Raw genomic sequence first — 15,209 nt, forward strand, 5'->3', positions numbered from 1 at the left:
TACTGTCTCTTGGGTATGGCATTAGTGCTATTCATATAAGGAAGGAGAGTATGTGGAAATGAACAAACGATTAAGCATTCTGTTTATATTTATGCTGACCTTTCAGACGATTTCCGGTAGTTTATTTTTACCCTCACAAGCTGCAGCAGAGGGATCGGATTCGGAGCAAAGCGTTTTTACTGGAATATCGTTCACAGATGAAGATGGAAAAGCAGTAAATAATGACGAAATGGATGGCGAATCAGCAGTGAATGTTCATGTTGATTGGTCAATTGAGCATGTAGAAGTAGAAGAGGGAAGCACTGATTCATTTTTACTTCCAGATGAATTACATATGGAAGAGGAACAACAGGGTGCATTAACAGATGGTGAGAAAGAAGTTGGAACTTACCAGGCTGCTATGGATGGAGAAGTGTCGGTTAGTTTTAATGATGTGGTTGAGGAATACACAGCAGCAGAAGGAACCTTTGTTGTAAATGCTGTAGCGGTTGAACAACTAGCAGATCAGGGTGAAGAAGCTGTTGAAGAAGAGGGGTCAGAAGCAAATCAAGAGGAAGAAGTAGTTGAAGAAGAGTTTGAAGAAGCAGCAACAGAAGAAGACCCCGAGAAGCAAGAAGCAGAAGCGATTGACGAATCTGACGAACAATCGTTGAATTCTGAGGAAATAGTTGAAGAAGACAATGCGCTGGAGGAAGACATTACAACTTTTAATGCCTCAGCAGTAGAATCACTTGATGGGAATCTTTCAGAAAATATATTCACTTTCGTAAGTTTGACTCATTATGGTAATGAAATTGTGGATGGATCATTTGTCGACATTAGTGATGGAACACAAGTAGAGATTGAATTTGCTTGGGATACCGAAGGACTTGATGTTCAAAGCGGAGACACTGTTTCAATGCAGTTACCTGATACTTTTGAACAAGTCACTACACCGAACACACCTATAGTTACAAGTGGTACCACAGTTGGAACGTACAGTATTCAAGATGGTGAATTGATATTTGTATTTGACGACACTATTGAAGATGGTGATGTTTCCAACGGAGAAGTTGGCTTGAATTTAGACTTTAACTTACAAAAGTTTGAAGAAAACATTGAACAAGTCATTCAATTTAGTGACTCAGATAATACAGAGATTAATGTTATGGCTAGACCCACTAATACTGCAGAAGATATTACAAAAGAAGGACATCCAGATCAAAGTCACAACGCAAGTGAAATTACTTGGACTGTCGAGGTAATTAATAACAGTGATGAAGCAGTATCTGATGCTACATTATCAGACGTTTTACCTGATGGTCTAGGTTCTCCAGAGAATTTCGTTGTAACAGAATTATCTACTGGATTAAATGGTGACAAAGCTATTGGTGAAGTAGTTGATGATATTTCACCAAGTGTTGATGGTAATGAATTCAACTTTGCATTTGATGATTTGGAGCCTTATCAAGGATATCGTATAGAATATGCTACGGCTGTTACTGATAGGGATCAAACAGAATTCACAAATGATGCTACATTTTACAATGGTGAAGAGAATTTGCTTGCAGACGCGACTGTGTCTGGTCTGACTGCAAGTAATCCAGTTGAAAAGTCTGGTTCATATAATAATGAAACAGGTCAAATAGATTGGACAATCGTAGCAAATGAGAATGGTTTTAATATCGAAAGTGCAATCATTGATGATGATCTACCAGCAGGATTGACTGTCGATGGAGACACATTAACAGTTGAAAAATATGTTGATGGTTCTCATGATGAAAGTATAAGAATTGATACAAATGATTTCCCAATTGAACTTGGAGGAACAGATGCAAATGAACATTATGTAATCAACTTTAGTACAGATATTGATTATGAAGAGGTTAACGAAAGTGAATATCAACGTGAAAACAGCTTTACTAACGTTGCCACTTTAAAAGATGGTGATGAAGAACTGGCTGAAGATGATACAACTGTTGAATTTAATAGAGAACCGCTTTTAGAAAAATCAGGTGAATCTAATGTTGACTATGAAAATAAAACGTTAAGTTGGACAATTGATGTAAACAAAGCGCAACATCCGCTTAATGAACTTGTAATTACAGACATGATTCCAGCAGGCTTAAGCATCACGGAAGAAGATATCGTAATTACTAACGAAAATGAAGTTACTGTAGAAGCAGATATTGAAATCATAGATGATGATCAACAAGAAGTTGTTATCAATCTTAGTGATGTTGGTACACAACATATAACGATAGAGTACACAACAGAGATTGAAGATTTTGAGATTGATAGTTTCAAAAATGCTGTTGGCATAGGCGGGGACGGTATCGGTGAAGGTGACCATGATACTGGTGCACAAATTAATCCACCAGGAAACTCTTTTGGAAAGACTTATGTAGAAGATAGCATAAACTACAATGAAAAGACCATGGAATGGCAACTTACAGTTAATCCTCGACGTGAAGCTATAGATGAGCTGCAAATAGTAGACACATTTCCTAATAAGGGATTGATTCTATTACCAGGTACATTGAGTATTACAGTAGACGGTCAGGATATTACAGGTAGCGTTGATCTTTCTCCAAATACAGAGGATGGGGAAACGGGCTATCAAAAAGGATTTACGCTTGATTTTGATGACCGCACTTTACCATTAAATAATAATGTAATTGTCACGTATAAAACGTCCTATGATCCACAAGAGGAAGTCGAAGGTGATTTTCTAGATCCACATGAAGGTGAAGAGCAAAATCAAATATATGATAACGAGGCTCTATTCACTGGAACCACTGTTAATGAAAATGACTTCGAACCAGTTAGAGCTGATTATGTAGAGGTGAGAGAAGACTCCTGGAACAGTGGTAAAAAGGAAGGTCAGCTCGTAAGCGTCGATGAAGAAGGAAATATAGTAAATGATAATGATTGGCAGAGCGGTTCGGAAAGAAAAATTGCTTGGCAACTATTTACTAACTACCAACAACAAAATCTTGGAACAGGTGTTGTGATTACAGATACCTTGGAGTATGAAGGTGCGATTGATGAAGGTAGTGTCACAGTGACTGTTTATGATGTTGATGCCGATGGTGACACATCAATTTCTGAGGACGCTACTGTACTAACTGAGAACGAAGACTATACAATTGAGCACGCTGGTGACGAGTTTACTTTAACATTCAATGATGATTTTACTGTCGACGAAAGATATGTTGTTGAATTTACAACAACAGTACCAAACATTTCCCAAGAAAATTATACGAACGAAGCGACAGTTTCAGTTGGTGATGACGAGTATCCGTATACTGGTACAGTCAGCTACGATAACTATAATAACTTCTTAGATAAATCAGCGATTGGGCAAGAAGGTTCTGAAGTTTATATTGGTGATAAAGTTAATTGGGAAGTTAAAGTAAATGATAGCTTATCCATTATCAATAATGCAGAAATTAAAGATATCATTAGTGATGGAATGGAATATGTGGAAGGCACACTTGAGATTTCAACAGGAGACGGTAATTCACTAAATGAAGGCGAAGACTACATCTTTTCGAATACCAAAACTGAAGATGATAGAACAATCCTTTCAATTGAACTTAGTGAATCACTAAACCAAGCACTAAACCAAGCACTGACTCTAAACTATACAACAGTAGTCACAGCAGAGGATGGAGATACAGTCAGCAACGAAGTTAGTTTAAATGGAGAAGATATTGAAGTAGATTCTATTAGTTCTCAAGAACTGACTGCAGAAGAATTTAGTTGGGTATCTGGTGAATTTAACGAAAACCGCGGGGCATTGCAAATTGTCAAAGCCGACTCTGAAACAGGAGACCCAATTGAAAATAATTCAGCTACGTTCGAGTTGTATTATGATTTAAACGGAGAGCGTGTGCAATTTGGCGACCAGTTTGAAATAGAAGAAAATGGTGAAATCGTGATTGGTAACTTACCACTTAGAACATATTACTTACAAGAAGTAGAAGCACCTACTGGCTATACCATTGATGAAGAAGAGCAAGTAATCGAGGTTACTGAGCCATACGGTAATGAAGAACATGTTTATGAATCGGAATTTTTAAACACTAAGATAAAAACAGATATCTCAGTTACTAAAGAATGGGATGATGCTGACAACCAGGACGATTTACGTCCGGGATTTATTGAAGTTCAGTTGCTCGCGAACGATGAGGAAGTTGGAGATGCGCAGACACTTTCAGATGACAGCGAGTGGGCACATACTTGGACAGATTTAGATGAGTATCAGTCTAATGGACAAATAATTGACTATACAGTTGAAGAAGTTAATGTACCTAATGGTTATGAGTCATCAATTGATGTTGATGAGGATGGCTATATAACTATCACTAACTCTCATGCACCGGAAATGACTCAAGTTTCAGTCTCCAAAGAATGGGATGATGCAAATGATCAAGACGGTGTCCGTCCAACTAATGTAACGGTAAATCTATTAGCTGACGGTGAGATTGAAAGTCAAACTGTTTTAAATGAAGATAAAGATTGGGAACACCTATTCGCCGATCTTCCAGTATATGAAAATGGAGAAGAAATCAGCTATAGCGTCACGGAAGATGCAGTGACTGATTATTCAACAGATATTAAATTTACTGGAACAGAGGAAGAACCAGCTTATACGGTAATAAACTCCTATACACCAGGAGAAACAAGTGTGACCGTAACAAAAGCATGGGATGATGCAGACAACCAAGACGGTAATCGCCCAGAAACACTCGAAGTTCAACTTTTAGCAAACGGTGAGGAACACGGTAATCCTGTAACTCTAGATGGATCTGATTGGTCCCACACATGGAATGAACTAGATGCTAATTCAAATGGTGAACCAATCGAGTATACGGTTCAAGAAATTGAAGTTCCAGAAGACTATGAAGTAAGCGTGAATGACGATGACCACGGAAACATCATCATTACAAACAGTTACGAACCAGAAACAACGGAAATAGCTGTAAGTAAATCATGGGATGATGCAAATGATCAAGACGGTGTCCGTCCAACTAACGTAACGGTAAATCTATTAGCTGACGGTGAGATTGAAAGTCAGACTGTATTAAATGAAGATAAAGATTGGGAACACCTATTCACCGATCTTCCAGTATATGAAAATGGTGAAGAAATCAGCTATAGCGTCACGGAAGATACAGTGACTGATTATTCAACAGATGTTAAATTTACTGGAACAGAGGAAGAACCAGCTTATACGGTAATAAACTCCTATACACCTGGTGAAACAAGTGTAACCGTAACAAAAGGTTGGGATGATGCCACTAACCAAGATGGTAATCGTCCAACAAGCATTGAAGTTCAATTAACAGCAGATGGAGAAGCCCATGGTGAGCCTGTAACGCTAAATCAATCGAATTGGACACATACGTGGGGAGAATTAGATGCCAATGCAAATGGTCAACCAATCGAGTATACGGTTCAAGAAATTGAAGTTGCAGAAGGCTATGAAGTCTCTGTAAATGACGCGGACCATGGAAATATTATGATTACAAACAGTTATGAACCCGAAACAACGGAAAGAACGGTTCGTAAAGCATGGGATGACGCGGATAATCAAGATGGGATCCGTCATGATAATGTAACAGTCAATCTATTAGCTAATGGAGAGGTTGTCAGCACAACCGTTTTAGATGATGAAAATGACTGGCAGCACACATTCTCTAATCTTCCAGTAAATCAAAATGGGGAAGAAATTAATTATAGAGTGACAGAAAATAACGTAGCCAATTATACGGCTTCCATTGATGCCGATCCAGACAATGAGAATGGATTTGTTATCACAAATAGCTATACACCAGAAGAAACTGCAGTAACCGTAACAAAAGCATGGAATGATGGAGACAATCAAGATGGTAATCGACCAGATACAATCGAAGTACAGCTTATTGGAAATGATGAAGAAATTGGAGATCCAGTAGAAATAGATGCATCCAATGATTGGACGCACCAATGGACTGGATTAGATTTAAATGAAGACGGGGAAGCAATTGAATACACGGTTGTAGAACAAGATGTACCTGAAGAATATACAGTAACAGTGAATAATAATGATCACGGTAACATCATTATTACAAATAATTATACGCCTGAAGTAACAGAAATTCCTGTTACCAAAGTATGGGATGATGATAAAGACAGAGATCGCGTTCGTGCATCAAATGTGAGAGTAATTCTTCTTGCAGATGGTACAATTGTTGAAGAATCAATATTAAACGAAGCTCGTGATTGGGAGCATACATTCACCAATCTTCCTGTGTATGAAGATGGGACGGAGGTTAACTACAGTGTTACGGAGTTAACCGTTCCAGAATATTCTACTTCGGTTGAAGCGGATGATGATGGATTTGTAGTGACAAACTCTTACACACCAGAAGAAACAACAGCAACCGTAATAAAAAATTGGAACGATGCCGATAACCAAGATGGTATCCGACCAGAAAGTATCGAAGTTCAATTAACAGCAAATGGCGAAGCAACAGGATATCCAGTAGAAATAGATGCAGAAGATGGATGGACGTATACTTGGGATAGTCTTCCATTAAATGCAGATGGTGAAGCAATTAACTACTCTGTTGAAGAACTTAATGTACCAGAAGGATATGAAACTGCAGTAAACGATGAAGATCATGGCAATCTCATCCTAAAGAATAATCATACACCTGAGGAAATTAATATTACTGGTACGAAAAATTGGGATGACGCCGATAACCAAGATGGCATTCGTCCGGAAGCAATTACAGTAAACTTATTTGCAAACGACAACTTTGTCGAGTCAGTAAATGTAACAGAATCAGATGAGTGGAACTATAGCTTTGAAGACCTGCCGAAATTCGAAGCAGGCGAGGAAATAAATTACACGATTACAGAGAATAAGGTGGAAGGATACGAACCTGAAATAGACGGATTCGATATTACCAACACCCATACACCTGAAGTAATCGATGTAAATGGTACGAAAACATGGGATGACGCCGATAACCAAGACGGCATTCGCCCAGAATCAATCACCGTAAACCTGTTAGCGGATGGCGAGCCAATTGACTCTACTGAAGTAACAGCAGATGATGATTGGTCATACAGCTTCACAGAGTTACCGAAGTTTGAAGCAGGTGAAGAAATCGTCTACACAGTTACAGAAAACACAGTAGAAGATTACACACAAACCATCAATGGATTCGACATCAAGAACGAATACACACCAAGCAAAACAGCAGTAACGGTAACGAAGAACTGGGATGATGCGTTTAACCAAGATGGCATCCGACCAGAAACGATTGAAGTTCAACTAACAGCTGACGGGGAAGACCAGGGTGAACCAGTAGAGCTATCTGAAGATAACAACTGGACACACACTTGGACGGAACTAGATGAAAAAGCAGCTAGTGAACAAATTGTTTACTCTGTTGTAGAAGTTACAGAGTTAGGGGAATATGAAACGACTACCGATGACGAAGATCACGGAAATATTATCATTACAAACAGTTACACACCAGAAACAACAGCAGTAACTGGTACAAAAACATGGGATGATGCTGAGAACCAAGACGGCATCCGCTCAGAATCAATCACGGTGAACCTCCATGCAAATGGTGAAGCAATTGATTCAGAAGAAGTAACAGAAGAAGATGATTGGAGCTACAACTTCGAAAACTTGCCGAAATACGAAGCAGGTGAAGAAATAACTTACACAATTACAGAGGATGAGGTAGAAGGTTATGAAACCGAAATAAACGGATTTGATATCACGAACACCCATACACCTGAAATGATTGATGTAAATGGTACGAAAACATGGGATGATGCGAACAACCAAGACGGTATCCGTTCAGAATCGATTACAGTCAATCTACATGCTGATGGTGACTTAGTTGATACTGCTGAAGTAACAGCAGCAGACAATTGGAACTATATGTTCACAGATCTACCGAAATATAAAGATGGAACAGAAATAGATTACACAATCACAGAAGAAACTGTAGAAGCTTATGAAACCGAAATCGACGGATTTAATATTACAAACAGCTACACACCAGAAACAACAGAAATAACTGGAATAAAAACATGGGATGACGCTGACAATCAAGATGGTAATCGTCCAGACTCAATTACAGTGAACCTGTTAGCAAATGGTGAGCAAGTTGATTCAGTTGAAGTAACCGCAGAAGATGATTGGGAATATAGTTTCATAGATTTACCAAAATACGAAGCGGGTGAAGAGATTGTTTACACGGTTACAGAGAACCCTGTAGAAGGATATACACAAACAATCGATGGATTCGACATGACGAACCAATACACACCAGGACAAACAGCAGTAACGGTAACAAAAAACTGGGATGATGCAAACAATCAAGATAGCATCCGCCCGGAAGTAATCGAAGTTCAATTAACAGCAGACGGTGAAGAACAAGGTGAGGCAGTAGAGCTTTCTGATGAAAATAACTGGACACACACTTGGACGGAACTGGATGAAAAAGTAGCAGGAGAAACAATTGATTATTCAGTAGTTGAATTAACAGAAGTACCCGAGTATGAAACAACAGTGAATGATGCTGATCATGGAAACATCATCATCACCAATGCCTACACACCGGAAGAAATAGAAATCTCTGGTACAAAGACATGGGAAGATGCTGATAACAAGGACAACACTCGTCCAGAATCCATTATAGTTAATATTTTGGCAAATGGAGAAGTCGTTCATTCAATTGAAGTAACCGAAGCTGATGATTGGAATTATAGCTTCACAAACTTGCCGAAATACGAAGCTGGAAAAGAGGTCGTTTACTCTGTTTCAGAGGATACTGTAGAAGGTTACGAATCGAGAGTGGAAGGTTATGACATCACAAACACTGTAATACCTGTTACTCCAGAAACGGAAGAGCTAGGAGGAACTACACCTGATTCTACAGACAAACCAAGTGGTTCAGCAGAAGAAGTATCAGGTACAACAGAACCAGCAGATACAGCTAGAGATACTGGCAGTAAATTACCAGATACAGCAACAAATATGTTTAATTTACTTGTGCTTGGAATTGGGTTGTTAATCGTTGGGATTGTTATATTACTAGCTTATAGAAGGAAAGAAAAAGCTTCATAATATGGCATACTCATTAAAACGAATCATTTCTTTAATTCGTAAAAACCAAAAAAGCTTTTCACATCTAAGTATGTGAAAAGCTTTTTTGCTTATTTGATAATATATACAAATTCTATTTATCTACTTAAGTCTTCTTTAATCGGAATTTGAAACGTCACGGTAGTTCCGTGGTTAGGTGTGCTTTGGATAACCAACCCTTTCCCGTATCGTTTCTTTAATCGGCGGTTTGTATTTGCGATTCCAATCCCATCTTTAATGTTCGTTTTCTCACTAAGGATTTCTTGTAATTTTTCTGGCTCTATTCCTACGCCGTCGTCTATAATCGCTAGTTGAGCGTAGGAGCCATGGTCCGTAATGTGAATAGAAACGGTTCCACCATTTACTCGATGAAGTACACCATGATTTACAGCATTTTCAACAATTGGTTGTATGGATAATGGCGGAACTTCAATAAGTAAATCATCTACCTGCCATTTGACTTGCAGCCTATCTCCAAAACGTACTTGTTGAATATATAAATAAGAGCGAGTAAGATCAAGCTCGTTCTCTAAAGGACCTAGCATTTTTGTTGTATTTATATTAAAGCTTCTTCGTAAATAATTGCCAAATTCATTTAGAAGTTTAACCATTCTGGCTGTATCAATTTCACTTAGTGAAGCAATAGTATTTATTGTATTAAATAAGAAGTGTGGATGGATTTGTGCTTGGAGCAAGGCAGCTTCCATCCTGAGTTGCTCATGAACTGACTTTTTCACATCCGTTAAAGCTTTAACGCGAGCTGTCAATTCCATTGTATCCATCGGTTTCGTTACATAATCGTTAGCACCTGAAAGAAACCCTGTATAAATATCTTCCGATTGGTTTCGTGCAGTTAAAAGCAATATAGGCAGTTCGGATACAGAAAACTGCTCACGAATAATTCGCGTTAATTCATAGCCGGACATGTTCGGCATCATCACATCAGAGATGACCAAATCCCATTCTTCTGCATCAATAAGTTGTAAAGCTGTTTTTCCGTTCGTTGCTGTAGCAACATAATATTCGGCCGAAAGTATATTAGATAAAATCTGTAAATTAATTGGATCATCATCAACAACCAATATCTTAGCTATGCTTCTGTAGGTTTTGGATAAAGACGCAGCAGAATCACTGACTATTTTATCCGATTCAGTGGACAGTTCAACTGGATGAATGGATGCAGCTGCTTCTAGACCATCTTTTGTTTCTTTTGTCGACTTGCCTGCTAATGGTAAGGTGAAAGAAAAAATAGATCCTTTCAAAAGGGTTGATTCTACAGAGATCTCACCACCATGCAGTTCCACTAATTGCTTGGAAATACTGAGCCCTAACCCGATCCCACCTCCAATGGAAGTCATACTGCTATCTTCTTGTGTATAAGCCTGGAAAACTTTTCTTCTGATTTCTTCGCTCATTCCAACTCCAGTATCTTTCACGTAAACAGTAGCCATTCCATTTTTGTGATCAGCTTCTATGGTGATCCGTCCATGATTCGTATATTTGACAGCATTATGGATTAAATTAAATAAAATTTGAATCAAGCGATTTTTATCTGCATCTACCTTAGGAAAAGAATCTGGAATATTTAGTTGTATCTGTAAGTCTTTGGCCTCTGTCATAAAACGGATCATATCAATTACACCAAAGGCAGTCGTATTAAGGCTAACAGGTTTTCTGACCAGCTGAATATGATACTCTTGTAATCGTGTTATATCAACAATATCATTCAGTGTATATGTCATTCTCTTACCTACACGTACAAGTGTTTTTAAACTCTCCTTGTTTTTTGGGCTTAATGATTCTGTTTCATCATTCAGAATCGTTTGCGTTATATTGATCATCCCATGGAGTGGATTTCGTAATTCATGTGAAGTGTTCGTTAAAAATTCATCTTTTTTCTTATCTGCCTCCTGAAGCTCTTTCGTTTGTTCTTCATTTAAACGAGTCATATCAATATGCCGTTTAAATAAGAGAAATGCGATAGCAATAATGGAAATAATAAAATCAAATGGATAATAAGGAATGTTACTCAAGTTAAGTTTGATTAATGCCCCCCAAATTGTGTTTGAAGTGTAACTTGTAATGAAAAGAAGTATAAAGATGGCATCCATAGAGCCATTTCGAATAAATTGTATTGTTTTGACAAATAAAAATATAATCCCCAAAATATAGAAAATTGCAACGAATATTCCAAAATAGAGAAAATGTTCAAAAGGAACGATCCATTCACTGATGGATAAAAGGATATATAGCGTAACAAGAAATGAAAAAAATCGTGTTTTCAACTGAAATAAGTGTTTAATAAAAGTAAGCATAACGATTAAGGTACTATTCATTAAAAATAGTAGTAGTTTGAAATAGGTTTCAATATGAATTGGTAGTTGTAATACAATATCATCGTCTATTAAAATAGTAAAAGCACTTATTAGAAGCATTAAACCGTAATAAAATTCTTTTTGGTACCTTCCTTTACCAAAATAATATACGCTAAAAGCATACACACCGTGTAACAGTAAAATGACACTGACAACAATTTGTAAGGTTGATGACGCTGTCGATTCTTGCGTAATTGCTGATTCTGTACCAATTCTAACAGATTCAGAGATTCCACCCCAGAAGGGAATTTCATGATTGGATAGATGTATCGTCAGGTTCACTTCATTATTGCTTGTATGAAATAATGTGTTAAATGGACCAGGTTTTCCCTCTGAATCATTCGCAGATTCCGCAGGTTGACCGGATTGTGTTACTAACTCCCCATCTATATACACCTTGCTAGCTGCTGTATTTCTTTCAAATCGAATGCCGTATAGTTCCTGCTCATCTTCAGGAAGAAGGATTTTTAAATGATACGTACCATAACCATGAGCGGGTATTTCGTTATCAGCGAATTCTTCACTCCAATCTTCTGGAACTGATATAAAATTCTTCTGTTCCTCTTTATATTGATTATTATCTGAATCAGGATTTAGGAATTGACTTGGGTAAAATTCCCATTCACCATCAAGTGTGAGGGTTTGATTATCATTAAATGACCAATTCGTTAAATCAATTACACCCTTTTCGGCAGGCGGGTTATCGGGAGATTCATGATAGATAACCCAACCAACGCGAAAACTGCTAAGTATAAGTAGGAATAAACTAATTATAAGGAGAATTTTCTTCGTCGACATTGGTTTATCATTAGTCATGATCAATTTCAGTCCTTTAATAGAAATAAGTTATATTCTACTACTATTATAGATTAATTATAAAGAATATAACATTGTTATGTTAGCGGTTATGGATTACTGGTATCGTAAAACGAGATTTCGACCACGTTAACCGGTTGAAGTATTTTTACAACAAGCATGTCTTTGATGTGCAGATTGATTATCAAAAGCGGTATGGAAAGATATTTTGAAAGGACGGTTGAGGGTAAATTTCTCTATTAATGAGGGGAAATCGAAGAGGTCGCTGATCAACAAGAAGCAAGTTTTAGATAGTGGTAGCATCCATTAAGAAAATGCTTGCAACCATTGTGTTGCAAGCATTTTCCAAAGTGTGTTTGGATCCAACTAAAACGTCCGCTCCTGCTTTCGGATATATTTGTCCAATTTTTCAAGTTCTACCATTAGCTTAACGATACTGCTTGCTACAGGGAAAATTTCAATCCATTTTTCAATTTCGGATTGCTGTAATTCATTGATTAGGTCGTTAATGGTTAAATTCATGGCTGTAAAGCTTTCTTTTTGAAGTGTTTTTTGTACAGTTATTTTGTCTTCGTATGTCAGTATAATATTCTCATGGTACTCGACAATCTTAGTGACTAACTTTTTGACCAAAAAGGACTGGTTTGGTGATATTTCCTCAATCTTATCTATTTTTTCTTCCAGATTTTCAATTAAATCAGCTTCAAGGTCGACCACTTTATACATCTGTCTGAAAACCACAATATCACGCATAAAATGGTACCGGTTTCGAATGAACATTCGGCTTTTTTCGTCATCGATAATTTCGAGATAATCACTTATTTCCTTGAGATCCTTATCCAAATCCCCTTCCCTTTGTCTCAGCTCTCGAACTTTCATTGTTTTATTCGGAATAACCCGTAATAAAAAACTCGTTTTATCCAATGATTTTTTAATCATATTATAAAGCAGTTTTTGATGATTTGGCGGAAAAATAAATGCATTTACTAAAAATGCAGACGAAATACCGATGAAAATTAAGGATAAGCGTTCAATAAGGTACATTAAATGAATTTGTTCATCGCCAGAAAGCATGATAATCGCGATGGTCAAAATCGTAATGTTAACTGTCTTCACCCAGCCCATCTTGATGTTAACCGCAATCGCAATGATCACCGTTATACCAATAGAAACCGGATGTAAACCAAGTATATATGCTCCAGCTAATGCAAATACAACCCCGATCAGCGTGGACAACGCAGTTTCTTTAATGTAGGTGAATGATCGCATGATGGAAGGCTGCATCGCGATGACGGCGGTGAGGACAGCGACCATTCCGAGTTCGAAATTCAGACTCTCTGTTACCAATATTGCTAAGGCAACAGCCAAACCGGTTTTCATCATCCTCGGTCCAATATTAAAACTCACTTATTTTCCTCCTAGAAAAAGACCCATTCTTCTTGCAGTTTCATTTTACATTTATATGATAATAGTATCATTTCCTGGCAAAGCTATCCATATGTAGGCGAACATTTGATAAATGAACCATCCAATCCGAGCTACTCCTGTAAACATCAATTGTTATCTGGCGGCGTGGTTTAGAAGAAGTGTATCTCTTAACAACCTCAGAATAAGTAATTATTGAGAAAGTCAACGATTAATGATATATTAATAATAGATAAAGCATATAATATTATTGCAAGGGTTTCAGAGGATGGAACAGGCAGCCATCACCCTTTGTTTGGAGATGCGGGAGTGCCACCCCGCCTAAACCTTGTATATTAAAGTCATAGCATTCCCGCTATGGCTTTTGTTTATCTCATTCCTTGTTATACTTAATTTAAAGCACCTGTTTCTCTATACCTTCTTACTTTATTTTTATTTATAACAAATAAAGTCCTAGCAAACATAACTCCGGAATTAGTAGCCCGTACAGCTACTAGAACATAATCATTTTTCTCATTATCATAATATGTTTTGATGTATTCAATTGAATCTTTGTGGGGATGCTTTGTAATAACGCGTCAACGGAAATGGAAGTTTTCCAAGCAGCAGAGGAAACGATCAATGATATACGCGTGCTTGTTAATAAGCTGGTGCAGAATGTCAGTGCATCGAACATTGTTATAACCGCAGATCATGGATTTATGTATCAACGAGATGCGCTTACCAAGAGTCAGAAGACACCGAAGCACATAGATGATGCAGTGCTTGCCAAACGCCGCTTTATGATAACTGATGAACCAGTGGAAGTGGAGGGAACCTTAACCTATGCAATGGATGACGTTAGGGAGCAGGAGAAAGACTTGTTTGTCACTGTTCCAAAGGGCATTAGTCGATTTGCTGTCCAGGGAGCGGGGGCGAATTTTGTACATGGTGGAGTGATGCTACAGGAAATCGTGGTTCCTGTTATTACGTTCAAAAATGATCGCAGTCGTTCGTCAGCGAATAAAGCACGTAGAGTAGATGTGAAACTGACGACGCCAACGCGCAAAATCACCAATACCATTACGTATTTGACGTTTCTGCAAACAGCCAAGATTGAGGACAAGAAATTGCCGCTCCTCCTGAAATTGTATTTCGTGGATGAAAACGGACAACGTGTTTCAAATGAGAATATTATAATCGCTGAGAGTGTTTCATCCCAACCAGGAGATAGGACATATCGTGAGAAATTTGTATTCAAATCAATGACTTATGACAAGCGGAAAACGTACTATCTTGTTTTAGAAGATGAGGACGAGAAGACAGATGGTTTTTATGAACGGTATCCGTTTCATATAGATATTGCGTTTGCTGGGGAATAGGTATCTGCGATGGGATAGAAAATACACTAAAAAACTGAATCAGGAGTAATTAGGTTGAAATTGAAACAGAAAATGTATTTGAATGGAATG

Annotated in this window: 5 protein-coding genes; 2 read left to right on the plus strand and 3 right to left on the minus strand. The window is 37.7% G+C overall.

The genetic code is table 11. The features are described 5' to 3' along the window. Positions 1-58: 58 nt before the first annotated feature. A complete protein-coding gene (locus OLD84_RS03420) occupies positions 59-9,124 on the plus strand; it encodes a Cna B-type domain-containing protein (protein WP_209461723.1) in 9,066 nt (3,021 codons plus the stop codon). Between the two features lie 116 nt (positions 9,125-9,240). On the opposite strand, the gene OLD84_RS03425 is transcribed toward OLD84_RS03420, so the two are convergent. The 3 genes from OLD84_RS03425 to OLD84_RS19430 all read right to left on the minus strand — a co-directional run bounded on the left by OLD84_RS03425 (position 9,241) and on the right by OLD84_RS19430 (position 14,330). Beyond that, a complete protein-coding gene (locus OLD84_RS03425) occupies positions 9,241-12,333 on the minus strand; it encodes a hybrid sensor histidine kinase/response regulator (RefSeq protein ID WP_209461724.1) in 3,093 nt (1,030 codons plus the stop codon). A gap of 366 nt (positions 12,334-12,699) precedes the next feature. Continuing rightward, on the minus strand, positions 12,700-13,740 hold the full coding sequence (locus tag OLD84_RS03430; protein WP_209461725.1) for an FUSC family protein: 1,041 nt from the start codon (positions 13,738-13,740) through the stop codon (positions 12,700-12,702). A gap of 407 nt (positions 13,741-14,147) precedes the next feature. Continuing rightward, positions 14,148-14,330, minus strand: coding sequence for a hypothetical protein (locus OLD84_RS19430; protein WP_406724848.1), 183 nt, complete (start codon positions 14,328-14,330; stop codon positions 14,148-14,150). On the opposite strand from OLD84_RS19430, the gene OLD84_RS03435 reads away from it, so the two are divergent. Beyond that, positions 14,319-15,119: a PglZ domain-containing protein gene (locus OLD84_RS03435; RefSeq protein WP_209461726.1), complete on the plus strand. Its 801-nt coding sequence runs from the start codon at positions 14,319-14,321 to the stop codon at positions 15,117-15,119. The two genes, OLD84_RS19430 and OLD84_RS03435, sit on opposite strands and share 12 nt — an antisense overlap. The last annotated feature ends 90 nt before the right edge of the window (positions 15,120-15,209 follow it).

Source organism: Virgibacillus natechei (genome assembly GCF_026013645.1).
In the GTDB taxonomy this organism is placed as follows: Bacteria; Bacillota; Bacilli; order Bacillales; family Amphibacillaceae; genus Virgibacillus_L; species Virgibacillus_L natechei.

Excerpts from the sequence above, each read along its gene's own strand:
- OLD84_RS03425 (WP_209461724.1), bottom strand. The coding sequence starts at position 12,333 with ATGACTAATGATAAACCAATGTCGACGAAGAAAATTCTCCTTATAATT.
- OLD84_RS03420 (WP_209461723.1), top strand. The coding sequence starts at position 59 with ATGAACAAACGATTAAGCATTCTGTTTATATTTATGCTGACCTTTCAG.
- OLD84_RS03435 (WP_209461726.1), top strand. The coding sequence starts at position 14,319 with ATGCTTTGTAATAACGCGTCAACGGAAATGGAAGTTTTCCAAGCAGCA.